Consider the following 23,378-nt stretch of genomic DNA (forward strand, 5'->3'; position numbering starts at 1 on the left):
TTTCCCTGCAGTTTTCTTTTGGTCCGTCTCTTATCTGCATCGCTTTCTCCTTTCTTCCGGCTTTTTCAGCCAGATAAAAAGGAAACTGAAAAAAATTCCAGTTTCCCTTTTATCTGACCAAACCATTTTATGCCGTCTTCCTGTGTCCTTTTTCCTCTTTTCGAAGGATCCAGTCATCCACGCCTTTGTAGTGTTCCATCCAGGTACCGGATGCATCGGTATCCCAGGTGACTCTTTTGCAGGATACATTCAGTTCCTCACAGATCTCATATAGTTTTATACAGCCTTTTCGGATCATGTCCCGTTTTCTGCGCTTTTTGGGGCATTCTCCATGATACAGATAAATTCCATGTTCACATTGCCGGCACGCACTTTTTTCATCGTGCTTACAGGACAATTCCATCATTTTATCCATGTCGTAACATTCGTAAACTCTTTTTAACCCCTGCTCTTTCAGTTTTCGCAAGACAGTTTCCAATCCTTTATGATTGGAAACTCCAGGGACTCCGATATAAGGATTTCCTGTACACATCCATGCGATCTCTGCCTTTAAGATCCCTTCCGTTACGTAAACCGTGCCATCCTTTATTTTCCCAAACATTCCTGCCGGGCTGCCGCTTGATGTGCCTCTTTCTAAGCCGCTGCTGGTAAACCAGAGGTACTTCCGTTCTTTTAAAGGAACATCCAGCCGGATCTGGAATCCTATGATCCGTTCCTTCCCATCCCGGACCGGGCAAAGATACCCGTTATTCTTCCTATAAAAAGCAGCTTCCCAGTCACCATCCCGGTTGATGAAAAATCCAGGAACCCCATCCAGGCGAAATCCCTTTTTTAAGAGCTTTCTGGCAATGGTCACGGAATTCTCATCATCCGTACTTAAAAAACCTCGTTCTTCCATCTGTCTGACCTCATTTAATGTCAACCCACGCAGGAGGAGGTTCCTCCGGTGTGTTTCCTTAAGCTTAAGAAAAGTGAGCATTTCCTTATATACATGGTCCCGGTAATCCCATTCCTCTTCCGTAAGGGAAATGCGTTTCTTTTTAGAAACGATAGAAACGAACCCATTTCGTGTCGTGGACTGCTGTCTTTTATCCGTTCCAGAAAAAGAAAGTTCCTGCTTTATCTCCCGGTAGGCTTCTTTATACCGGTTTCTCCCATAAATGCCGGATAGTTCCGCATACAGTGTCAGCATATTTCCGGCTGCCCCGCAATGATAGCAATGGTAAACATTTTTCAGTTCTCCATTTTTGCGGATGCAAAAACTGCATTTTCCTCTTAAATCCCCACAAAAAGGACATTCCACCGGAAATTCGTCCTGGTAAGAATCACTCAGTCTTCGGATTGACAAAAGATCTGCTACTTCTGCGATCGTAAACGATTCTCTGGCATACATGCCTTCCTCCTCTTCATAAAAGATGGCCCCGTTCCCGGAGCCACCTCAAACTATTTCTCTGTTTTCAGGCTGCTTTTTGCATTTCCTTTTCATGATCCAAAAGAATCTTCGCAGCTTTCTGTATTTCCTGATTCTGGCCTTTGTAACGCTGTACCAGCCATTTGATCGTCTGGTAACCTCTGGCATCCTGCATCATTTTCCCAAGAGGGGTTCCGGCATAGACACCAAAATTGCAGATAACCTTTTCTGCCCATTTCACTTCGTCTTCTGCATCCTCTACGTTATCTATATCCTCTACCGTTTCCTCTGCCGTCTCTTCTGGTGTTTCTTCCTCTTCTTCTGCATCAAAAGAAATCTCATCATCCTCATCAAATGGAACTTCATCCGTTTCTTCAACTGCACGGAAACCGTCTGCATCCGTCGCGGCAGTGATTTCCTCATCTACGGAGATTTCCTCGGTCTGAACCGGATCTTCCGCTTTGGTTTCTTCATCGGAAAATTCTTCCAGTCCGCTTTCACTTTCTTCCATTCCAAAAGTCATCTGTCCAGGAAGGTTTTCTTCTGTATCCGTCACTGCATATTCCACTTTTACAGTACCTTCTGATATGGCATTTCCATCACGCAGTTTTTTACGATCCGTTTTCTTTTCCCTGACCGGTTCCGTTTGCTCCTGCTTTGCTGCGGTTTCTTTTCTTTCTGCCTTTTCCTGTTTCTTTTTCGGTTTTTCCGGTTTTACGGAAGCTTCCTGCTTCGGCATTTCTTCTTTTTCCGTCCCACGCATGTCCGGATCGTCTATTCCAGATGCCTGCATGATGTTGAATTTATTTAAGAAATAATACTTCAGGCCATACGTCCATGCCGCACCTTTTGCTTTATCCGGTGCTTCATTGGTTCCAATGACATGCAAAAAGCTCCTTACCTTGTCTCCCGGACGGTCTGCATTGGTCCAGCACAGCTCCAGGTCAGCCTCATATCTCCAGAGTGTTCCCATTTCCTTTAAAAATACGGAATTGCCCTGTTCGTCCATCTGTGTCGGTCTTTCACTTAAGATGTCAAAATCGACCCCGTATTTATTAAGGGCCGGTGTCAGGCATTCATAAATATCATCCAGTTTTACAAAATCATAAGTAACGTCCTCACTGTACCGTTTGCGGATCAGCTTCGGCACTTTCTTCCGGATCCTGATCATCTTCTGGTTCAGATTCATGTAATTGTATTTACCCATATTATTCGTTTCCTCCTGATTTTTTCATTTTTTATACTAAGCAGAACGCGGAAGGCTTACCTCCGGCCCTGTCCCAGTCTTTTTTAACATTTCTTCCATTTCCTCCCGGATACATCCGATACAGATCTTCTTTTTTGAGATCTCCGGAAGTTTTTCAAGCAGCCACTTCTGGGCGAAAAGCTCTGCTGCCCGCTGTGGGTTGCTTAAATATTCCAGAAACATCCAATCAGAAAATTCCCACTTCATATCCGCAAAATGAAACTGCGGCTGATAGATCAGATCCTCCGGCCGCTTTCCTTTTTTAATAAAACGGTCTGCATTTAGCTGGATATAAACCCTGCTGATCTCCGGGATCATCTGTGCAGCTGCATACCCGCCTTTTAACAAAAGTTCATCCCATTGTTCCCGGATAAGTTTCTTTCCAATGCGGCTTATCTGTGTTTCCAGTTTCGGGATCAGATCCTCACGCACAGGAAAACCAAAATCATCCGGTATCCCGATCGGCTTCAGAAAAAGATCTTCTGCTTCATAAAGGGAATACTCCGGCATGTGGATCACGGCACACCAGTTCCGGTCTGTTTTTCTGTTTTCCTTTAAACAGTCAAAGAAAAAGAAACAGTTTCCATATTTTGCCTTTATAAACAGCTGTCCGGAAAATTCTTTTACTTCACAATCCGGCGATTTCAGCCATGCGATCAGTTTTTCTGCCTCCCTGCTCTCTTTTAACCAATCCGGAAGTTTTCTATCCATCACATACCTCCGTAATTCAGATATATGGCAGGGAATACCTGGAATACACCATCTTTGCCCGTTTTAAAAATGCAGAGCCTTTTTCTGCTTTTGCAAACCATTCCACAAAAAACCGTGTCAGGTTCTGCTGCAGTGTCCGGTGGGTATCAAGGGCATAATCCACAAATTCCCCATATCCGTCCATACTTCCTGCAAGCAGGTAGCAGGTAAACATTTTTGCCATCTGCTCTTCATCTGAAGGATTGATCTCCATTTCCTCTGCACCTTCATACACCAGGCGCACCCTTTCTGGCTGTTCCTTTACATGCAGACACAGATCATCGGCCATCAGTTTCGATGCTTCGTTTCGAAGGTCGTAATATCTGACCTCTGAAAGACCTTTTAGCCAGGCAAACCCAAGATAAGTGTAATTGTCTTTTATTTCCTGCTGCTCTTTTGCCATGGACTCCATAAATTTTTTGTGTCCGGTGGGATGGCAGTTCAAGTATTCATCTACCAGCAGCCTTGCCACATCTTTTCCATTCGTAACCTTCATGTTTTCCTCCCATCAAAAAAAGACAGTCCTTGCTGTCTCCATTCTTTTAAATCCTGTTAGTATTTTACAGTGCCAGGAATATCATATTCATGCCAGCGTTTTGACACACAGCCGGCAATTTTTTCTTCCAGAGCTAAAAGTCCTCTCTCATTCGTCTTTTCCTGCCTTGCAATGGTAATGGATTCACAGATCCCACAGTAGATCTCGTATGCGCTGCATGGCTCATCCCCAGTAGTAGCCTTAAACTGCTCCACGGTTTCTGCAAGCAGTTTTTTTCCAAATCCCGCCTGCTTCATGATCCCTGCCATGGCATTTGCCGGATGCTCGATCCAGATATCACACAGCCGCATGACCCCTTTTAAGACTTCCCGGTAGTAATCGAAGATCGACTCTATGTTTTCCGTGAAATCTTCCATTCCTTTACAGTTTTTGTGCGTAACCTTCAGGGCATTGCCAAGGATCACATTTCTTGTCGGCTCCTGCAGGGAATAAAAAATATTCGCTCCGGACACACCAACGTCTGACGTAGTGATCCGTACAACTGCTTTTATGTCCTTATCGGTCTTTCTTCCATAATTCTGCATCAGTTCCTTATAAACATCTGTAAGTTTCGTATCTTCCAGCTGCCAGGACGCCGTAACAGAATAATGGTCTGCATAGCCGTTTAAAAACGTTGCCTTCTCATAGTCCCCATGGATATATGCCGAGGTAACCATGTACATATCCGGCATGGATATGATGGCATAATCTTTTTCATCACCGGACAGGACTGCCCTTATTTTTCCTTCACAGAAACGGATCAGTGCTCTTCCTCTTGCAACCTTCAGGCATTTATTCAAGATCTCTGTCAGTGTTTTCTTATCGACATCTGCCAGGGCTTTGCCATCAATCCTGGCCCGTCCTTTCAACGATTTGATTGCTGAATTTCCTATATAACAGATCCTCTCGGGCAGGATAAGAACCAGCCTGGAATGAGATAAGGTATCTTTTTCCAGTGCTTCCAGGGAAATGCCCGGAACCTCTGTACAGGTTTCCTCTCCTGCAGCTGCCACCTTTAATTTCTTACTGGTGACCCGGATCCATTCTGCCCGGCTGTCTATCTCTTCCAGATACTCGCACAGTTCCTTTTCTGTCCGGAACTCCTTATAAAAGTCATCTTTATAATACATAATGTCCGCCTTTCCACGCTAGCTGAAAATCCGGACTTCAACAGCCTGTATCTTTCCATCTTCGATGCAAAATACATAGCCGTCTTCTGCCATCTCCATAAGCATTCCAATTTCCAGTGCATTTGCGTTTTCCCATTTAATTGTCTCCATAATCGACCCTCCTGATTTTACAATGTGTTTTCTTTTTTTGATGTTCTTAAGGTATTTCTTTTTGCAGTTTGTTTAACTGACAGTTTCATTCGTGCTCCTCCTTTCTGCTTTTTATGCAATAAAAAAAGACACAAAAAGAATCTTCTTTCCTTCTTGCATCTTCCTTATATTTTGCATATCCATTTTTTCTCATTAAGGGCAAGACCACCCCAAAGTGTTTCTTCCGGAATGTCCGGAACTAAAGAATAACCACAGTCTTTTATAGACTGTTAAATTATTTTTCATTTAAAGACTACCACAACATTTTGTGGTTGTCAATTAATTTTAACTATATATTGTGTTATTGTGTGAGTTATCTTTATTATTCTGCTACATGTTGTGACAGGCGGCATGATACCGCCTGTCTTTTCATCCGTCTGCATAAATGCATGTATCTGAGGGGAATAGGTAATCTGTACATGCACTATGAAAACGTCTTACTCAGCGTTTGGATCCGCCGGGGAAATATTTTTGGCAAGGCTTCGCCCGTTGGCATCCGTCCCTGCTTCAAAAAGGACCGGCTGGCCACCGCTTAATTTCCGGTATCCATCCATCTGGATCTCCGAAAAGTGGGCGAAATAATCAATCCCGTCTTCACCGGTGATAAAACCGTATCCTTTCTGTGCGCTGAACCATTTCACGGTTCCCTGTAGTGTTTCTGACATATCCTTCTCTCCTTTGCTGTATTTCCCGCAATAGTCTTTTGCGGAAACAGGGCAGCATGGAATCGAACCATGCCTGGTGCTCCCCTCCCTGCTATAAAAGGAATCTCTTCCTCTTATATTTCTTCGTTTCCCAAAAAAGTCCCGTTATTGAGCGCTGCATCCACCCGGCGGATTCCTACCAGCTTCTTTTCATTTATGCCAAAATAAAACCGATAGCGTTTTCCCTCCAAAACTTTTACGTTTTTATCCAGCAAAAGTTCACTCTGCCGTCCGGTCGGATCACTTACCCGGATCTTCCGTAATCTTGCAAAGGGATTTTTCCCGTCTATCCCGGTTACCAGCCCTTCCACGATTTCATAGGTCTTTTTATCCGCGGTGCGGAAAATAAGATATGTTCTTATAAACCCGATAATCCCAAGCAGAAAAGACCAGAAAATAAAAGTTTTATCTTTCATCCATGTTCCCATAAATGATCCGAAAAGCAGGATAAAAAGAGACAGGATACCATATCGCTGGATCCTGTCCTTAAAAAAATCCGGTATATTCTGATAACGTGTTCCAAAATCTTCCAAACATCTATACAGCCTGTGCCAATACGGATGTTCCGTTTGCTTCAAGGCAGTCCTCCCTTCTTATGTTGTCGATCACAAGCTGTTTCTTATAGTAAAGCTGCGCTACACGGCTTATAAATTCCCGTTGTATCTGTTCCTGGAGGGAATCTGCTAAATTGGGTTCCCTGTTTTTTGCCTCTTCTTTTAAACATTTCAGGTGGCAGGAAACATCCCCTTCTCTTTGAAGATAGGAAAGTAGCTGGTATTCCTCTTCTGTAAGCAGCGGCTTTTTAAAAGCCCTCAGTGAAAACTTCAGTCCTTTTCCCATGGAAAGGGCTTCCATAAAATGCTTCATGCGTTCTGTCCGTGAAAAGGCCATGGGAGCCATGACTGACCGGCTGATAATGCTGTATACAGCTTCCTCTTTGGTACATCCTTCTGTCAACACAACCAGGCCCCGCTTTACCAGACGGTTCAGGCAAAACTGAAAATCCTCTTTGTCCGCCCATTCCTGTGCCTGTTTTTCTCCAAGGCTAAATACAAGAAGACGATGCATCTGGGAATGGACCTTATCCTCTTCACAGAAAGACCAGGTGAGCGCAGCCCACAAAATAGTTTCCATTTCTGTAAGTACTTTTTCTTCCCCATCTACCCAGACACAAAACCTTCCATCTGCATCATCTTTTTTCATTCCGATTGCTGTATACCATCTCATGACATTTCCTCCTTGTCATTTTCACTCTTTCTAATCTCTGCTTCTGATCTGTTTTCTTTCATATAACTTGTTACCCATACATCATTTCCAGGAGTTTTGGAAGTACATACCCCAAAAACATGCCTGCTGCCGTACAGATTCCGATATTCGGCCGCCGCAGTTTCCATACTTCCTGTGTTTTGGTCCCGATAATCCTTGTTCTTCCCGGTACGATCCACCTGAGTTTCCGATAAAACTCCATGAATCCCTGATTGTCAAAGCCAAATGATCGTACACAGAAAACATCCCGTTCCTGTTCTTCTTCATCCAAAAGGAAAAAGCTTTTCTGTTCTTTCCCTTCTTTTCGGATCACGATATAAAATTCCGGAATTCCCCGTCTGGTTCCTTCTACGATCTTATCCATCTCATCGTAAAAGATCCTGCAGGACTCATATTTTCCGTTTTTTTCCGGCTGGCAGACTGCCAGGCTGTCCTCTTCAAGTGCCATATAACAGTTTTCTGCCTCCATGATCCTCCGGCTGATTTTTATGGCCTGACGAAGAAGCAGGATTATCGCAAGTGCCAGTGCAGTACACAAATATACAAGATCCCAGCATCTTTTCTGGTATATGAAAAAGTATGCGCTGATTCCCTCTGCCACACTGCATATTGCTGTCATAATAAAATACTGTTCTTTAAGGTCCATCAGATGATATACATCATCTTCTGTCGCCTGTAGTCTCAAGGGCATCCATCCTTTCCGTCATGCCACGCTTATTTTATCCGGGGATTTCTTTTTCTCCTCTCGGCTTTTTATATAGTCTGTACATTCCCGGATGGTCTGTTCACACAGGTAATAAGAAAATTTCCCGATATGTGTGTCCTTTTCCCGGAGATTCAAACGGTTCTGAAGCCAGATATATGTGCTGTGTTTGGTCATATAACCATTTTTCCAGATTGCATCCAAAGCTCTGTGTGCTTCGATCCGCTTATTACGCAGATTGCTGTCAGCCATGGTTCCCATGGGACGCATACTTTTTTTGTGTGCCCCAATGTATGAATCACAGGAAGGATAGCCGCTGCATACATACAGGTATTTCTCCGGATCCAGGTTGTTATCCCCATAGACATAAGCTGCAGGCCTAAGTACCCCGGGTCTTTTGCAATATGGACAGTACAAGGTTTCCCGCATCTGTTTTTTCTTCTTTTTTGCCATCTGACGTCACTCCTTTCCATCTTTATCTCCGATGTTAAAGAAATTCCTTTTTCTGTGTCAACAGAATTCTTTGAAAATCATAAAAACATTTTCAGGAAGCTCTTTTGATAAGCCTTGTGATAATGCCTTCTGCCACTTCATAGTTGTCGTTGATGCGGGTCACCACAAATCCAATCTTATCTTTCTTTCCCGGAAGTGCGGACATATTGCAGGAATGTGCCACGGCATTGACTCCGATATCAAGGCGGATAAAATAGGTTCCCTTATAGACTTCCGTAATAATCCCTGTATATTTTCCCTGTTTATGGCATTTCCGGAGGTTATCTTTATTGATATTGGCTGTCGGACTCTTTGCATCCACTTCTATAATGATCTGGTCAACAGAGCTTGCTTCCACCTTATTGACCATGACCAGCACCAGATCACCTACCTGGAATTTTTCTCCGGCATCTACCATCCACTCCCAGGCCATGTCTCTGGCCCGGACAGATACTTCTACACCAAAGACTTCCAGGCGGACTGCTTTGGGAGCTACTGCGATCACCCTTGCTTCTACGATTCTGCCTTCATAGAGCATTGGTTTTTCTGTATCTTCTCCGATATAAAAAGTCTGTCTCTTTTTAAGCATTGCATCTTTTCTGGATGCTACAACGCTCCGGCTCTTGTTATCCAGATCTTTGATGATGAAATCAATGTCACAGCCGAGCATATTGTTTGCGATACGGACCTGACGGTTTAAGGTATCCGCATTTTCACGCCCGTCGCCCTGAAGGTTGATCATCATTTCATTCATTGGGATAATGATCCGGAAACCATTAAAGTATGTAACAGCGACCATCCACCCGCTCTCCAGTTTTTCAATGCCCCCGAGCTGGCCCGTCAGGATCTTTCTGGTACGATGTGCATTCAAAAGCTGATGCCATCTGGCTTCTTCCTGTTCCTCCATGCTTTCAACCTGTGCGTCTACATCAATTGTCAAAACACCATCGTAGACCGCACGCGGAACATCTTTTTCCCCATTTCCCGCCAAAACTGTTTTTTTGGTATCCTCCATATACTTCCTCCTGTTCTTATTTATTTTTGTCTTCTCTGCTCCATCCAGAAGACTCCTGTTCCTCCGGTACTCAGGAAAGACAAAAGAAGACACAAAAAAAGCAGCCCGTTTAAAGCTGCTTTCTTCATGCCTTCTTTTTACAGATACCATTCTATAATACATGGAATTCTATGTCAATATTACCTTAATTGCAATAGCGTCGCATATCGGTTTCTTTTATGAAATTTCGAAAATTATTATTGCAACAATAGCGGCAACTATCATATATGAGTAAGCAAAGTTCAACATTGCAGATATTCCCGATCCATTTTCAAAATATCGAAGCGGTAAGGGCTACCGCGTTTTGGCGTACCACTATCAAGGTCGTCGCGTTTCACGACACCCCTTTTGCATACAGAAAAACCGCCGGACAGGTTTCCCCATACGGCGGCAGAATGTTTATTTGCCGAACAAGTCGCTGTGTGTACCGGTGCGGGCCAGCGTCAGCACCAGAACATCATCTTCTATGCGGTAGACAAGTAGCCAGTCCGGGAGAATATGACATTCCCGATGACCTGCCCAATCGCCGGACAGGTCATGGTCGCGGTTCTTATCTGGCAGTGGTTCGCCCATTGCCAGCATTGCTACGACTTCCTCCAGCAGCTCGATCTTCAAGCCACGCTTGATGGCTCGTTTGTAGTCTTTTTTGAAACTGGTCGTGTACTTGACGGTATATTTGGTTTCTTTCATCTTTTCAGGTCAGCAAACAACTCGTCAAGGTCATTGAAGCCCTTTACAGACGGGTCTTTTGCAATCCTTTCCGCTTCCAGCATGGCAGCAACCGTTTCTTTGTTCGGCTGTTCCAGCCTTACTTCAAAGGGAATGCCGCCTTCACGAAGCGACTGACGCACAAAGATGTTAAACGCCGTAGTCAGGTTCATGCCAAGTTCAGTAAACAGTGCGTCCGCCTGCGCTTTCAAATCTGCGTCCATGCGGATACTGATGTTTGTGGTATTTCTAGCCATACGATCAACCCCTTTCTGCTGGCAATTATAGTATACGCCATTTGCACGAAGAAAACAATACTTTGCACGAATATTTAACAATAAATTCATTCAATGAGGTTAGCTGCACTGTCAACTACCCAGTCGTAGTAACGGCTTACGCCTCCGACCTTTTATCCCCAATAGGCATTGCTGCCTAAAGTGGCGTTACATCATTGGATGGTTGACAGCACCCTTTTTAGCAGAGTTTACTCTGTTACAACTGTATTAGGTACTTGGCTATCAGTAAGATAGTTTATTCCCATACGATACAGATTCATAGCTCCAATACGGTCATCATTAGACGTATAACCGCAGTTTTTGCAAGTAAACAAGTGTATTTTCTTATTACCATTAGACTTTTCAGTATGTCCACAAGCAGGACAGCATTGACTGGTATAACGAGGATCCACCTTTATTACAGAAGATTGATTCTGCTTTGCTTTGTAAATCAGCTTCTGCTCAAGGTCATAAAAAGACCATGATACAGAAACATAGCGGTCTTTTGTTTTGACACGCTCTGCAGCATTGCGAATACCAGTCAAATCTTCTAATACAAAGAGAGTATGCTTTGGATTACCGGTGGCGAGTGCCTTCGATACCTGATGGTTAATATCCTGCATCCAACGGTTTTCTCGCTGACCGATAGCTTTTAGTCTTCGTCTTGAGGATGGCGTATGTCGCATTTGAAGTTCTTTACGAAGCTTGGAATAATTAGCCCGTTTCTGTTTAATAGCTTTACCACTAACAAATCCGGACTTATGTTTGCTGTCATAAGTTGCAACAACAAAGTTGATACCTCTGTCAATACCTACAACATTACAAATATCAGAAATATTACTTTCTTCAACCTCATAGGTAACTGGTATATGCAGATAATATTTACTATCATGGGTATAGCGGATATGTTCTTGATAGGCTTCATATTCGGTCATGGAAAATCCCTCTTGATTACCCACCAGCAAGGACAGGCGGGGCTGTCAACGGCGGGCGTAGCCCATTCACTTGCCGTTGACTGGTTCGGCTGGGTTTGCTATTTTTGAATGGTAATTGCAGATTTAATTCTTGCGACTATATCCAATGGTGCTTATTATGAGGGAAATTCCAAAGATCAAAATTGCCGCTATCCCTGTTATTAGCACATATGAATGAACAGAATTTACCATAGCAGCCATTCCCGGCCCATCTTCAAAATATTTTACAAAGTAAAACATTGGAATTACCACAATCAATCCCATAGTTTGCGCAGAACGAAAACCAAACCAATAAGTTAATGGCAAGCAAATTCCTGTCCATAATAATGGGATAATAATTGCTGCTGCAATCGAAAATAACCAGATAAGCATATCGAAGTTTTGAAAAATTATGCTGGATAAACTATTGAACGCAATGCTTCCCAAAATGCTGATTGCAACAGTATATATTACGGAAACATATTTACTTGCAACAACAGTAAAATTGCTTATCGGCATAGCTAATTGATATTTTTTCCAGCTTGCCTTTTCATCACTTGCCTGGTTATAGTCCTCATAACTCAATTCAGCGGAGCCATAAGTCCCTAAGATTGACTTTCTTCATTATGTACCTCCATTTCGATTCACGGGCGATTGACGAGTGAATCGAAAGGAGGCGGAGATCGGCATCGACATACTTCGGGAGCTTTCCCGAAAAATCGACAATAAAAAGCGCCAGCTCCCCGCAACGGGAAACTGGCGCAACAAAAATGACTATGATTCTTCTGCTTTAGTAGGAATGATAATGCCGATAGGTAGTCATACCTCCCCGGAGGAGGGGCAAGGCTTTTTTTAATTGGTGCAGCTCATGGGTGCTATGAATGACGAAAATTGACATGGCGGTATCCTCCCATATACCGCCCTCCTGATTGCATGAGCATCGGTCCTAAAAGCAAAAAGAAACGGCGGCTCTGATCTTCTCAAAGCCGCCGCTCCATAGGCGCGTGAAAATGTATCTGCTGTACGACGGCTTTTTTTCTTTTGCCGTCGTCCGGCAGATTTTCTTCTCTTGCAGAAATATTTATAAAGTTTATGATACAACAAAATCTAATAAATCTACTCGCTTTTTATTGCTGATAAAATGCTCGCTTTTTTCAATTCCATTTGGGAATACATCGAAAAAACAAAATATATCACAAATAATATACCAGTCAGCGCCAATAGGAAAAACCATGGTAATTTCAATGTAATACAATGATTGATGGCATCTAACCGTCTGCATACAATTATGCTAAAAATACTTCCGCATATAAGAGATATTGCCAATGAACCTCCGAGGTAAATTCCTATCTCCCTATCCAGCATTGCTTTCAACTGTTGCCGTGTTGTTCCAACAGCTTCAAGCAAACCGAATTCACGCTTTCTATTCTGAAAATCAACCATAAGCATATTCATAAGGCTGATACTTCCAAAGACGAACAGAATAGCAGAAGTCATATATAGAGCATTTATAGATGCACTGTATCGATACTGAATATTTTTAATCGTTTGTTCAATCGTATTTACTTCTATTTTTTCATTTTTATCCGCAATCTTCTGAACTGCGGTCAAAACTTCATCAAAACGTCCCTCTGAATTTTTAACCGCCAGAATCCCCGTCTGTTCCGTTATCCCTGTCAGTTTCTTTGCTGTGTCATAAGTCATAATGAAGTAGGGGCTTCCGGGAACAACCGGGCTATCCTCCATTAAATCAGACCTATTGTATGTGCCTACAACAACGGCTTCCACATCAAAGGTTCTACCATCAAAAGCTCTGCCCTCAATCTTCAAAGTATCGCCAACTTGTGCTATATCTTCTGCAACCAATATTCCATTTTTCTCAACCATATCGTTGTAATCTGCTGTTCCAGAGGATAACACCGCCTGCTTTTCTTCTGTCTGTTCCCGATTTAAGGTTGGAAAGAAGTCTGAAATGCTCGTGATAGAACCACTTTCGCCCGAAAAAGTAGCTGTCATATAAACGCTGTCAAATGTGGTAATCTTTTCTATCCCATCTACCTTTTCTAATTCCTGCATCAATGCCTGATCTTCAAGTGGATTTTCTTCCAGTTGCAATTTTGCGCTTCCGTATGGCTCCGCTTCGTTATCGAAAGAGCTGCCCACTGTATTTCTTATTTGTATAATAATGTTACCGGCAGGATAATATTTGAAACTTGCCTGTTTTGCCGGATCAATAGAACCAGCAACCGTAGAAGTAACCAGTAAAAGAGCCCCGCTTACTCCAAGCATTAAAAGCGTCAGAACTGCTTTTTGTTTGTTTCTTTGTATATTTATTTTCGCCAGATTAAACGGCGTAAGTTTCCGATGCAGTTTTGAGCTGCTTTTTGCCTTTCCAGCATACGCAAGGTATTTAGCACCCTCTACCGGGGAAGTATTCATTGCTACTCGGACAGGCTTAAAAATGGCAATATTCACTGTTACAAAGGCTACTGCAGCAATCAGTACAGCATAAATAACTGTTGTTTTTAGCCGGAATCCATCAGGACAGCCAATAAATCCAATCAGTACACCAATGACAAGCCCCAAAGGAATACCAGCTAAGGCATATAAACGTCCCTCTTTACTTGCCATCCGTTTAATCTGTCTTTTTGTCATGCCAACTGTCCGCAGTTGCCCAAACATCTGAACATTTTTTACAATCTTTGTGTAAAAAACACCATAGACAATCGTTGCCGCCAAAATAGCCGTCAACGCCGCCAGTAGTGGTACTGGAATCGGAATACCCGATGTTATCACACCCGACATAACAGCAGCATATTCTGTAAGCATTACCTGTTCCTCGACAATGCCTGTATTTTGTATTGCTTTGCCGGCAAAATCAAGAATAGCCGTGGAACTTATGGCGTCTGTGTTCAACCGCGTATATGCTGTAACCTGAAAAGAATCTTTTGCCAAATCTTGGGCAAGCTCTTTACTAACATAAATAAAATATCCGTTGCTTTCTTTCGTATTATTCAAAACACCTGAAAGTGTATATTCTGCTTTCTGTCCTGTTCCAGTCAGGTCAATAGAAATTGTATCGCCAGTCTGATAGGATTTTCCTAAAAAATCAAGGTAGTTCTGGGGGAGCATAATCTCATCCGCTTTCTGCGGCACACTTCCCTGAAAAGTTTTTTCTTCCTGATGTAAAAAATAATCTTCATTTCCATAAGCAACAGTGATTGTTTTATTTTCAACATAAAACACACCTAGAGCGGAATATTCGCCAACCCATGTAATATTTTCGTTTTGATGCAGCTGAGCCGTTTGTTCGTCCGTAACTCCCAAAATGCCAATCTGCGCTTTATTCCTCTGTGTGTTCTTGAATTTCTCTTGTGTACCTGTTGATATTAGGAGAATCGAAAAAACCATACAGACAGAGATGGCGATTGTCAAAAGCAGAAATGCCTTGTTTCTCTTATCCGCTTGCATACTCCTACCTGCCAATTTTTTTACAATGGCACTTGTATCATTCTCAAAAGGCCATGTCATAGTCTGCCACCTCCTTATTCCACAATCTTGCCGTCCTCAATGCGGATAATCCGATCTGCAAGGCGGGCAATGTCGTTGTTGTGTGTAATCATCACTACGGTTTGTCGGAACTCTGCACTGGTGCGCTTGATTAGCCCCAGCACCTCTGCACTGGTCTTGCTGTCAAGGTTGCCCGTCGGTTCGTCGGCCAACACGATAGCCGGTTTGGTAATCAAGGCACGAGCAATCGCTACTCGCTGTTGCTGACCGCCGGATAGATTATTTGGCATATTTTTCAGTTTATCTTCCAGCCCCAGCAGATGAACAATCTCATTCAAAAACTTTTTATCTACCGTGTCCCCGTCCAGTTCCACCGGCAGGACGATGTTCTCATACACATTCAGGATCGGAACAAGGTTATAGTTCTGGAAGATAAAGCCGATGTTACGGCGGCGGAAGATGGTAAGCTGTTCATCGTTCATTTTTGACAGTTCTTTGTCCCGGACAATCACATTGCCGGAAGTAGGTGTGTCCAGCCCTCCCATCATGTGAAGTAAGGTGGATTTGCCGCTGCCAGATGTTCCCACAACAGCCACAAACTCGCCGTCCTCCACGGAGAAGTTCACACCGTCAAGGGCACGGGTAATGTTCGGCTTTGTGCCATAATACTTTTTCAGGTCAATAGTCTGTAAAACGCTCATATTCAAAACTCCTTTCAAGGCTTCTTGCCTGTTGATAAAGGTATTATAAAACCCAAATGTCCGCGAAATGTTACAGCGACCAAAAAATTTCATTGAAAATCGGGGTGAAATGTTACAACGCTCGGACATTTCAAAAATTTTTTGAGAAATGGCGAAAAAAGCGGGGCAGCACACGCCGCCCCGCCGATCCCATACGGTTATTCCATCGCCCGCATTTGTTCGATCAGGGATTGCTTTTTCTGTCTGCGGATTGTCCATACAGACAAGATCAGTTCCATTCCGAACAATACCAGAATGAACAGTCCCATTTCCAAAACCGGGAATTTGTAAGGCACTACATTTCCGGCAAAAGCTCCTATACTCATTTTTCTGCAAGCAAAGATGGAAGCCGGAAGCCCAACGATCAGCGTCGCCAATGTTGCAAAGAGCGCATAGCACAGCCCCTCACAGATGTTCATTTCACATAGCTGTTTTTGTGTTAGGCCGATAGAACGCAGAATACTGTTTTCCTGCTTTCGGGCTATCTGGTTAGAGAGTGTCGTATTGATAAGGTTGATAACGCCAAAGAGAAATACCAACCATGAAAGTATCTCCATACTGCCAAACGCAAAAGAATTTGTCATTTCTTCATATTCAATCACTGTATTGATTTCATCTAAGGCAATATTACTATGGCTGGCAACAATATTTTTCAATTCAGCTCCCACATAGTCCGTTTTTTTCGGATCGTTTACAATGCTCCATGAATAGTCGAAAGAAGCGATTTCCGGGTGCAGTTCATGGAACAATGCTTCTGGTGCGAAAAAGAGTACTCCATCGAGGGCCAGTTTTCCATGCCCGGAAGGCGTCTTGTTGGAATCAAACAATCCTGATACAGTGACGGAAACAGGCGGTTGCCCCTCTCCAAAATAAAAGTCAACTGTTGAACCAACACCCATATCCTCATTCTGCTTTAGCACATTATAGTCAATTACAATACTACGGGAATCTTTTGGCATCGTTCCTGCTGTCAGAGCCGCTTCAACTGTTGCATAATTCTGGTCGGTCAGCATATCACACATACCACCGCTTTGGTAAATGTCCGTCTTAAGGGTTGCATAGAGAGATTGTCTGCTTGAAATTATATCTGTAACACCATCAATAGATAAGATTTCCTGTTTTAATTCTTCATTCAACGGATTTCCCGCTGCCATAACCTTTTCTTCTGTCATTTCAGAATCCAAATAAATTTTATAGTCGCCGTCCGGGAAAAACCGTCTTGCAAGCGCCTCTGGAGAACGCAGCAAAACAATGGAGGATACCACAAGCAGAATAATTCCGCCCAAACTCAATGAGGCTACAATAGCAACGGTCTTTTTTCGGTCACGCTTAAAATTCGCAATTCCCATTGAAACAGGATTGAGCTTGATATTCTTTTTTCGGCTTCGGATGTCCTTTTGTGCCGGGGTAAAACGGACGGCTTCAATCGGGGAAATCCCTGCCGCAATTTTTACCGGCTTACGGATGGAAACAGATACCATGATCCAACTGCTTATGAGTGTCAAAATAACCGTTGCCACATAGGAAACAGCGTTAAAACCCTTAGAAAACAGGAGAAAACCGCCACATATGCCCAACACTGTACCAATCACAATCCCGATACTGCCGAGTTTGCGTCCCTCCCGCTTTACAATCCGCTTGATTTGCTTTGGCGTTGCACCAATCGTCCGAAGCTGCCCGTAGCTCTGGATTTTGTCATTGATGGAGATACGGAAGATACTCTGGATCACAATATAGCCGCCAATCAGAACAAGGGCAATCACACCTGCCATCAGTGCAAAATCAAAGGATTTAGAAGCATAGGCAAAATACTTACTGTTCATTTTGGGCATAGGAAGCTGATATTCCTCCGCAATCTCCCTGCAATAAGAGGTCATCAGTTCTTCGCCCAACTGGTCGCTGTTTTTGAAATGGACATAGGCGCGATAGCCAGCCGGGTCAAACCCGTTCCATTCTGTCAGGGCAGCGTTGGAAAGAATGATAGCGCAGGTATTCGCTTCTTTTTCATTTACGCTGTCCGTAATGCCGGTAACGACATAATCACCATGAAAACTCTCTGTATCTAAGGTCACAGTGTCCCCGATCTTGGCATTGTTTCCATAGGTGGAAAGAAAGTATTCGCTTACAACAACTTCATTTGCTTTTTCAGGAACCCGGCCCTCTAACAACTCCATCTGCGCCTTGGCAATCTCCATCATTTGCGCGTCGCAATACACATAGGACGCATGATAGCCCTGTTCTGAAAGCTCCTCACCCAGCATATAGTAGCCGCCTACGCGCTCAAACTCCGGCAGTCCTTTCAGGGTTTCAATGTCGTTTTCCTCTACGCCCAGCCAGACCGCCTCATAAGTATCGACAACCTGATTGCGCTGCATTTGTGTCAGGGAGGTAGACACAATTCCCGTAAAGCAGATCAGAAATGCCGCCAGCGCAACGGCAATCACCACCATCAGATTCCGGCGCTTCTCGCTTTGCAAACTTTTCTTTGCCAGCTTCTTTGTAATGGCGCTGGTATCATTCTCAAAAGGCCATGTCATAGCCTGCCACCTCCTTACTCCACAATCTTGCCGTCCTCAATGCGGATAATCCGATCTGCAAGGCGGGCAATGTCGTTGTTGTGTGTAATCATCACTACGGTTTGTCGGAACTCTGCACTGGTGCGCTTGATTAGCCCCAGCACCTCTGCACTGGTCTTGCTGTCAAGGTTGCCGGTCGGTTCGTCGGCCAACACGATAGCCGGTTTGGTAATCAAGGCACGAGCAATCGCTACTCGCTGTTGCTGACCGCCGGATAGATTATTTGGCATATTTTTCAGTTTATCTTCCAGCCCCAGCAGATGAACAATCTCATTCAAAAACTTTTTATCTACCGTGTCCCCGTCCAGTTCCACCGGCAGGACGATGTTCTCATACACATTCAGGATCGGAACAAGGTTATAGTTCTGGAAGATAAAGCCGATGTTACGGCGGCGGAAGATGGTAAGCTGTTCATCGTTCATTTTTGACAGTTCTTTGTCCCGGACAATCACATTGCCGGAAGTAGGTGTGTCCAGCCCTCCCATCATGTGAAGTAAGGTGGATTTGCCGCTGCCAGATGTTCCCACAACAGCCACAAACTCGCCGTCCTCCACGGAGAAGTTCACACCGTCAAGGGCACGGGTAATGTTCGGCTTTGTGCCATAATACTTTTTCAGGTCAATAGTCTGTAAAACGCTCATATTCAAAACTCCTTTCAAGGCTTCTTGCCTGTTGATAAAGGTATTATAAAACCCAAATGTCCGCGAAATGTTACAGCGGCCAAAAAATTTCATTGAAAATCGGGGTGAAATGTTACAACGCTCGGACATTTCAAAAAAATTTACGGCGGGCAGCCGGGAATGGCCGTCCGCCGCGTTCTATTTTGTAGGCAGCATAATGGAAAATTCCGAACCCTTGCCCGGCTCCGAAACCACTTTGATATAGCCGCCCTGTCGCGTTACGATCTCGCGGGCCAGATACAGACCAATGCCCACGCCCTGCTGTTCGTGTACTTCTTCCTCACGATAGAAGCGCCGGAAGATGGCAGCCTGATTGCTTTCGGAAATGCCCTTGCCGGTGTCGGTCACTTTGATCTCCACATACATTTCCCACAGCACCACCGACACAGCGATTTTCCCTACCGCCGGGGTGTACTTCACCGCATTGTCCAGCAGGTTAAAGAGAGCTTCGGATGTCCACTTGCTGTCATGGGAAACGGTCAAATCCTCCGGGCAGTCCACAGACACGGCGATTTCCTTTTTCTCCGCTGCATACACGATCCCACTCATGGCCTGCGCCACGGTATCAAAGAGGCGGCCCGGTTTCTTATCCAACTGGATCACGCCCGTTTCCAGCCGTGAGGTTTTCACAAGGGCCTGAAAGAGAAAGTCCAGCTTATCCGTCTGGCTGCGGATTCCCCGGATAAAGTCGGTACGCTCCGCCTCGGTCATAGGCTTTTCCAGCAGGGTGTCCGTCGCCATTTTCAGATTGCTTACCGGCGTTTTCACCTGATGGGAAATATCCGATACAAGGTTCTGTAACTCCTGCCGTTCCTCGTCCACCCGGCGGCGGTTCTCCTGCATGATCTGGTAAAGCCTTGCCAGCCGGTGTCCGATTCTGGCAAGCTGGGTTTCGCTGTCCTCTGGCCGCTGGGGTGCTTCATTTCCGGCGATCATGTGGTCTAAAGTCTGGCACAGGTTAGCGGTAAACTGCGACAGCCGCTTTCCAAACGCCTGCGTCAGTACAATAATCCCCACAAGGGCGCACAGTAGCAGCGCCCCGCCAGTCAGCAGCACCGCCGTCTGTTTTGTCACAAGAAACAGGGCTATGGTGATCCCGGACATGGAAAGGACAAGTCCTATTGCCACCAGGCTAAACAGCCGCTTTACCGATAGGTTTTGAAACTTCATTTTGCCTCGCCTCCCGTCCATTGATAACCCATGCCGTAAACGGTCTTGATGTAGGACGCGCCGCCGTCGGATTCGATCTTGCTGCGAATCCGGCTGATGGAGGTTGTCAGGGTGTGTTCGTCCACAAACCTTTCGTCTATATCCCACAGCTTTTCCAAAAGCCACCCACGGGTCAGCACTTGCCGGGGATTTTTACGGAACAGGTTCAGCATTTTGTACTCCATCGGGGATAGGGTCAGGGGCTTGCCGTTTAGGGAGGCCGCCTGCTCCGAGAAGTCCAGAAACAGCCGCCCGTCGTCGTAAATGTCCTTGGCCGGTCTGTGGTGTTCCAGCATGGCGAACATGGCTTTGATTTTCCGCTGCAAGGCCCCGATCACAAAGGGCTTTGTGATGTAGTCCACCGCGCCCGCCTCATAGCCCCGTATCTGGTCGCTCTCCTGATCGTTGGCGGTCAGGAAAATTACAATGGTGTCCGGGTGCTGGGGCTTTATCAGCTTGCACAGCTCAAAACCATTTCCATCCGGCAGGTTGATGTCCAGCAGCACTAAATCAAATTCCCGGTGGCGGATGGCGTCGGCTGCGGTTCTGGCATTTAGGGCAGAAGTCACGCCGTAGCCGTCTGCGGTCAGGTTATAGTCTAACATCTTATTCAAAAAACTGTCGTCCTCGACAATTAAAATCTGCTTCATATCCTCACTTCCTTTTCTTTTTTAGTTTTTTATAAATAATTCCTGGAAAAATAATGCTGAACAATAATAAAAATACCATCAACGCAATCATTTCTTTTACCGGATAGCGGAAAGCGAAATAGGAAATCTGCATTTTCATATACCACTGCATGATACCAATCCCTAAATTTCCAAAACTCATAAGCAATCCACATAACAGTAACCAATAGAAAAGACCCTCTGTTACAAACATTCGATATTCTTGTTTTTTTGTCATCCCTACACGTTCCAGGATTTTACACTCCCATTGCCGAAGCATAATATCCGATATTCTTGTATTTGCGAAATTCATAATTCCTATAAATATTAAAATTCCACTAATACTCATAAGCAGCCATCTACTTGTCTGAATATAGTTCTGCTCCTTTAGCAAACGTTCTGATTTAGAATCTAAATAAAACAAGTTCAATTTATCAGCGTGTCCATATTTTGATTGAAATTCCATATTATAATTGCGAATCATCTGATTCAGTCTTTCTCGGATAACTGACTCCTGATTTTTGTCAACATTAAATTGTATTTCAAAAATTTGTGGTGTTAATTTTTCTACCAGCCAATCATATGTAGTCTCTGTTACCAATAGGATATTTATATTTTTACCATCCCAGCACAATTTCATCTCTGGGAAATCATCCTCTGTTATATCCAGATAACCACAATTTACTAATTTCTCAGGAACTAAACTGCTCATTTCCGTACCAACCGGAACCAGATCATAAAATTCCATCTCTGTTCCTATATAATCCTGCACTTCTCCTGCTATATAATCTGACATCCTATGATCATGTAGCACGATTGTTCCATGATTATTTTGAAACTGCTCCCAATTTACTAGCTTATCATTTTTCTGAATAAAGTCTTTTAGTTCTTCCTGCTCCCCGATACTAACTGTCTGAATTACCGTGGATATTTTATCTCCATCGATTAGAATCTTTATATTCTCCTTGCCATTTTTTTCGACGATCGGATAAAATCCTTTGATGTTTTCTACTGAATGAAGTTCGTTTCCTATGGTCGTTTCAATATCATTCATAAGGGACTTCGGAAAAAACTTCATATTCTTTGTGTCCGGTGATGATTCAATTAAATAATTGCAAGCTTCCTCTGTAATTCCTATTTGGAAGTCCGGCTCTTTACTATAATAATTCTGTAAATCCACTCCGTTCACAATTACCGCAGAACATAATGCCAATTCGCACCCAAGCCATAATGACAAACTTGTTATCCCAAATGTTTTTTTATTCCGAAATAAATATTTCTTTGCAAGATAAATTTCAGGATGTTTTCCCCAGCAGTGGAATTTCTTTATCTTCGGTTTCTTCCTGCTTTTATGATAAGTAACCGCCTCCGTATATTTCATACACTCCAACGGACTTAATTTCCTCATTTTTCTTTTCAGACATTCCACTGCCACTCCCAACGTGAAAATCACAAGAACAATCGCTAGGATAAGAAGTTTGGGTTGAAAGAAAACCATTCTTTCTAATTTCCATGTATTCTCTGCATACATTTTTTCTAATAACAATGGCATAATACCCCATATAAACATTCCCCCTAAAACTGCTCCAGCGATACTTCCCGTAAGTCCTATTTTTAGCATCTCACGATTCATAACTTTAATATTCTGCTTTTGTTCCACACCAATTACTTGTAAAAGACCATAACGTTGTAAATCTTTTTCCAGCGAAATATTTAGGATATTGTAAATAAACAAAAACATAGAAAGTAAAACCATAACCGAAAAAAAGACTGCAAATCCATAACTTCCCATCATTTCACTTATTGCCCGATATTCTGCTGGGTTCATACTTACAATTCTCTGTCCCTCATTCAACTTTATGTTATTTGTCAGCATATGTTCTATTTGCGAACCACTGGAATATTTCTTTGTATGATCTATTAAAATCCTACATGGCTCCCATTGAAGCCCGTTCTTCTCCATTGATTTCTCTGATATAAAAGCCACAGAAGCACCGGAGGTTTGATTTTGATACTCTGTAAAATACCCAGAAAGTAAAAAGTTCTGCATACCGGTTCCACTGGTATTGAAAATGTCATTCCAATAAAAATCCAGTTCAATTTCCATGCCCACTTCGGGATTCTTGATTCCAAGATATTGCAGAGTTTTCGTAGAAAGCATAATTTCATTTTCTTTTTCTGGATAAGTCCCTACCACATTTGTAAATGCAGGACGTATCATTTTTTCAAATCCGGTCACATCTGTAATGACGCAATCACAATATTTTATGGAATCATCTAATAATTTTCCTGCAAACTTTTCTTTCCCAATGCTTTCTATGCATGGTAGCTGTGTAAGCTGTTGTGTCATATCCGCTGTACCATTTTCAATATAGGTCGATACAGCCATACCATCGGCTTTCATATTTTTCTGAATATCAATCTCCATCTTCCCATAGATTAAAGAGAACACACTAAAAATCACGCCTACAGTAATTGTAATTACGATAAACAGTAGACGATTTCTGTTTTGATTCTTTTTCCTGGAAGCATCCATAAGCACTCTTTCAGCCGACTGATTACAATCGTAATTCTCCATC

The 23,378-nt window shown here is 43.5% G+C and carries 24 protein-coding genes; 1 reads left to right on the top strand and 23 read right to left on the bottom strand.

Annotated elements, in window-relative coordinates; genetic code table 11:
* Positions 1–127: 127 nt before the first annotated feature.
* The 16 genes from R8695_RS08640 to R8695_RS08715 form a co-directional block, all read right to left on the bottom strand.
* Complete coding sequence (locus tag R8695_RS08640) at positions 128–1,393, bottom strand: DNA primase (protein WP_117593743.1); 1,266 nt, start codon at positions 1,391–1,393, stop codon at positions 128–130.
* 64 nt (positions 1,394–1,457) lie between these two features.
* Positions 1,458–2,618 (bottom strand): ERF family protein, encoded by a 1,161-nt coding sequence (locus R8695_RS08645; protein ID WP_117738855.1) that lies wholly within the window; start codon positions 2,616–2,618, stop codon positions 1,458–1,460.
* A gap of 36 nt (positions 2,619–2,654) precedes the next feature.
* The gene (locus tag R8695_RS08650; RefSeq protein WP_117639912.1) at positions 2,655–3,368 is read right to left on the bottom strand and encodes a hypothetical protein; all 714 of its coding nucleotides are present in this window, start codon (positions 3,366–3,368) and stop codon (positions 2,655–2,657) included.
* Positions 3,369–3,384: 16 nt separating this feature from the next.
* Positions 3,385–3,903: a hypothetical protein gene (locus R8695_RS08655; protein ID WP_015525057.1), complete on the bottom strand. Its 519-nt coding sequence runs from the start codon at positions 3,901–3,903 to the stop codon at positions 3,385–3,387.
* Positions 3,904–3,959: 56 nt separating this feature from the next.
* Positions 3,960–5,072: a hypothetical protein gene (locus tag R8695_RS08660; RefSeq protein ID WP_154780669.1), complete on the bottom strand. Its 1,113-nt coding sequence runs from the start codon at positions 5,070–5,072 to the stop codon at positions 3,960–3,962.
* 18 nt (positions 5,073–5,090) lie between these two features.
* The gene (locus R8695_RS08665) at positions 5,091–5,222 is read right to left on the bottom strand and encodes a hypothetical protein (RefSeq protein WP_005423021.1); all 132 of its coding nucleotides are present in this window, start codon (positions 5,220–5,222) and stop codon (positions 5,091–5,093) included.
* Positions 5,223–5,698: 476 nt separating this feature from the next.
* The gene (locus R8695_RS08670) at positions 5,699–5,926 is read right to left on the bottom strand and encodes a cold-shock protein (RefSeq protein WP_005423033.1); all 228 of its coding nucleotides are present in this window, start codon (positions 5,924–5,926) and stop codon (positions 5,699–5,701) included.
* A 113-nt stretch (positions 5,927–6,039) separates the two neighbouring features.
* Positions 6,040–6,543, bottom strand: coding sequence for a hypothetical protein (locus tag R8695_RS08675; protein WP_049940373.1), 504 nt, complete (start codon positions 6,541–6,543; stop codon positions 6,040–6,042).
* Positions 6,503–7,192, bottom strand: a complete 690-nt coding sequence (locus R8695_RS08680) for a hypothetical protein (protein ID WP_154780670.1) — start codon at positions 7,190–7,192, stop codon at positions 6,503–6,505. Before R8695_RS08680 ends, R8695_RS08675 begins: the two co-directional genes overlap by 41 nt.
* A gap of 70 nt (positions 7,193–7,262) precedes the next feature.
* Positions 7,263–7,916 (bottom strand): hypothetical protein, encoded by a 654-nt coding sequence (locus R8695_RS08685; protein ID WP_154780671.1) that lies wholly within the window; start codon positions 7,914–7,916, stop codon positions 7,263–7,265.
* Between the two features lie 18 nt (positions 7,917–7,934).
* Positions 7,935–8,387, bottom strand: a complete 453-nt coding sequence (locus R8695_RS08690) for a zinc-finger-containing protein (protein ID WP_055066318.1) — start codon at positions 8,385–8,387, stop codon at positions 7,935–7,937.
* 91 nt (positions 8,388–8,478) lie between these two features.
* On the bottom strand, positions 8,479–9,441 hold the full coding sequence (locus R8695_RS08695; RefSeq protein WP_118037303.1) for a S1 RNA-binding domain-containing protein: 963 nt from the start codon (positions 9,439–9,441) through the stop codon (positions 8,479–8,481).
* Positions 9,442–9,879: 438 nt separating this feature from the next.
* Positions 9,880–10,170: a type II toxin-antitoxin system YafQ family toxin gene (locus tag R8695_RS08700; RefSeq protein ID WP_117639918.1), complete on the bottom strand. Its 291-nt coding sequence runs from the start codon at positions 10,168–10,170 to the stop codon at positions 9,880–9,882.
* A complete protein-coding gene (locus R8695_RS08705; protein ID WP_055066319.1) occupies positions 10,167–10,445 on the bottom strand; it encodes a type II toxin-antitoxin system RelB/DinJ family antitoxin in 279 nt (92 codons plus the stop codon). Before R8695_RS08705 ends, R8695_RS08700 begins: the two co-directional genes overlap by 4 nt.
* A 227-nt stretch (positions 10,446–10,672) precedes the next feature.
* Complete coding sequence (locus tag R8695_RS08710; protein WP_330412472.1) at positions 10,673–11,398, bottom strand: transposase; 726 nt, start codon at positions 11,396–11,398, stop codon at positions 10,673–10,675.
* 123 nt (positions 11,399–11,521) lie between these two features.
* A complete protein-coding gene (locus R8695_RS08715) occupies positions 11,522–12,001 on the bottom strand; it encodes an ABC-2 transporter permease (protein WP_227222849.1) in 480 nt (159 codons plus the stop codon).
* Between the two features lie 76 nt (positions 12,002–12,077).
* On the opposite strand from R8695_RS08715, the gene R8695_RS08720 reads away from it, so the two are divergent.
* Positions 12,078–12,272, top strand: a complete 195-nt coding sequence (locus tag R8695_RS08720) for a hypothetical protein (protein ID WP_117738860.1) — start codon at positions 12,078–12,080, stop codon at positions 12,270–12,272.
* Between the two features lie 260 nt (positions 12,273–12,532).
* Here the strand turns inward: R8695_RS08720 and R8695_RS08725 are convergent, their stop codons facing one another.
* The 7 genes from R8695_RS08725 to R8695_RS08755 form a co-directional block, all read right to left on the bottom strand.
* Positions 12,533–14,947, bottom strand: a complete 2,415-nt coding sequence (locus tag R8695_RS08725; protein ID WP_154780672.1) for an ABC transporter permease — start codon at positions 14,945–14,947, stop codon at positions 12,533–12,535.
* Between the two features lie 14 nt (positions 14,948–14,961).
* On the bottom strand, positions 14,962–15,627 hold the full coding sequence (locus tag R8695_RS08730; protein WP_117738863.1) for an ABC transporter ATP-binding protein: 666 nt from the start codon (positions 15,625–15,627) through the stop codon (positions 14,962–14,964).
* 197 nt (positions 15,628–15,824) lie between these two features.
* Positions 15,825–18,203, bottom strand: coding sequence for an ABC transporter permease (locus R8695_RS08735; protein WP_154781076.1), 2,379 nt, complete (start codon positions 18,201–18,203; stop codon positions 15,825–15,827).
* A gap of 14 nt (positions 18,204–18,217) precedes the next feature.
* Positions 18,218–18,883, bottom strand: coding sequence for an ABC transporter ATP-binding protein (locus R8695_RS08740; RefSeq protein WP_117738863.1), 666 nt, complete (start codon positions 18,881–18,883; stop codon positions 18,218–18,220).
* A 177-nt stretch (positions 18,884–19,060) separates the two neighbouring features.
* Entirely contained in the window at positions 19,061–20,092 is a 1,032-nt protein-coding gene (locus tag R8695_RS08745; RefSeq protein WP_154781069.1) for a sensor histidine kinase, read from the bottom strand.
* A complete protein-coding gene (locus R8695_RS08750) occupies positions 20,089–20,781 on the bottom strand; it encodes a response regulator transcription factor (RefSeq protein ID WP_117738865.1) in 693 nt (230 codons plus the stop codon). Before R8695_RS08750 ends, R8695_RS08745 begins: the two co-directional genes overlap by 4 nt.
* A 4-nt stretch (positions 20,782–20,785) precedes the next feature.
* Positions 20,786–23,377, bottom strand: coding sequence for an FtsX-like permease family protein (locus R8695_RS08755; RefSeq protein ID WP_227222846.1), 2,592 nt, complete (start codon positions 23,375–23,377; stop codon positions 20,786–20,788).
* Between the last annotated feature and the right edge of the window lies 1 nt (position 23,378).

Source organism: Blautia luti (genome assembly GCF_033096465.1).
Taxonomy (GTDB): Bacteria; Bacillota; Clostridia; order Lachnospirales; family Lachnospiraceae; genus Blautia_A; species Blautia_A luti.

Excerpts from the sequence above, each read along its gene's own strand:
- R8695_RS08640 (WP_117593743.1), bottom strand. The coding sequence starts at position 1,393 with ATGTATGCCAGAGAATCGTTTACGATCGCAGAAGTAGCAGATCTTTTG.
- R8695_RS08645 (WP_117738855.1), bottom strand. The coding sequence starts at position 2,618 with ATGGGTAAATACAATTACATGAATCTGAACCAGAAGATGATCAGGATC.
- R8695_RS08650 (WP_117639912.1), bottom strand. The coding sequence starts at position 3,368 with ATGGATAGAAAACTTCCGGATTGGTTAAAAGAGAGCAGGGAGGCAGAA.
- R8695_RS08655 (WP_015525057.1), bottom strand. The coding sequence starts at position 3,903 with ATGAAGGTTACGAATGGAAAAGATGTGGCAAGGCTGCTGGTAGATGAA.
- R8695_RS08660 (WP_154780669.1), bottom strand. The coding sequence starts at position 5,072 with ATGTATTATAAAGATGACTTTTATAAGGAGTTCCGGACAGAAAAGGAA.
- R8695_RS08665 (WP_005423021.1), bottom strand. The coding sequence starts at position 5,222 with ATGGAGACAATTAAATGGGAAAACGCAAATGCACTGGAAATTGGAATG.
- R8695_RS08670 (WP_005423033.1), bottom strand. The coding sequence starts at position 5,926 with ATGTCAGAAACACTACAGGGAACCGTGAAATGGTTCAGCGCACAGAAA.
- R8695_RS08680 (WP_154780670.1), bottom strand. The coding sequence starts at position 7,192 with ATGAGATGGTATACAGCAATCGGAATGAAAAAAGATGATGCAGATGGA.
- R8695_RS08690 (WP_055066318.1), bottom strand. The coding sequence starts at position 8,387 with ATGGCAAAAAAGAAGAAAAAACAGATGCGGGAAACCTTGTACTGTCCA.
- R8695_RS08695 (WP_118037303.1), bottom strand. The coding sequence starts at position 9,441 with ATGGAGGATACCAAAAAAACAGTTTTGGCGGGAAATGGGGAAAAAGAT.
- R8695_RS08700 (WP_117639918.1), bottom strand. The coding sequence starts at position 10,170 with ATGAAAGAAACCAAATATACCGTCAAGTACACGACCAGTTTCAAAAAA.
- R8695_RS08705 (WP_055066319.1), bottom strand. The coding sequence starts at position 10,445 with ATGGCTAGAAATACCACAAACATCAGTATCCGCATGGACGCAGATTTG.
- R8695_RS08710 (WP_330412472.1), bottom strand. The coding sequence starts at position 11,398 with ATGACCGAATATGAAGCCTATCAAGAACATATCCGCTATACCCATGAT.
- R8695_RS08725 (WP_154780672.1), bottom strand. The coding sequence starts at position 14,947 with ATGACATGGCCTTTTGAGAATGATACAAGTGCCATTGTAAAAAAATTG.
- R8695_RS08730 (WP_117738863.1), bottom strand. The coding sequence starts at position 15,627 with ATGAGCGTTTTACAGACTATTGACCTGAAAAAGTATTATGGCACAAAG.
- R8695_RS08735 (WP_154781076.1), bottom strand. The coding sequence starts at position 18,203 with ATGACATGGCCTTTTGAGAATGATACCAGCGCCATTACAAAGAAGCTG.
- R8695_RS08740 (WP_117738863.1), bottom strand. The coding sequence starts at position 18,883 with ATGAGCGTTTTACAGACTATTGACCTGAAAAAGTATTATGGCACAAAG.
- R8695_RS08745 (WP_154781069.1), bottom strand. The coding sequence starts at position 20,092 with ATGAAGTTTCAAAACCTATCGGTAAAGCGGCTGTTTAGCCTGGTGGCA.
- R8695_RS08750 (WP_117738865.1), bottom strand. The coding sequence starts at position 20,781 with ATGAAGCAGATTTTAATTGTCGAGGACGACAGTTTTTTGAATAAGATG.
- R8695_RS08755 (WP_227222846.1), bottom strand. The coding sequence starts at position 23,377 with ATGGAGAATTACGATTGTAATCAGTCGGCTGAAAGAGTGCTTATGGAT.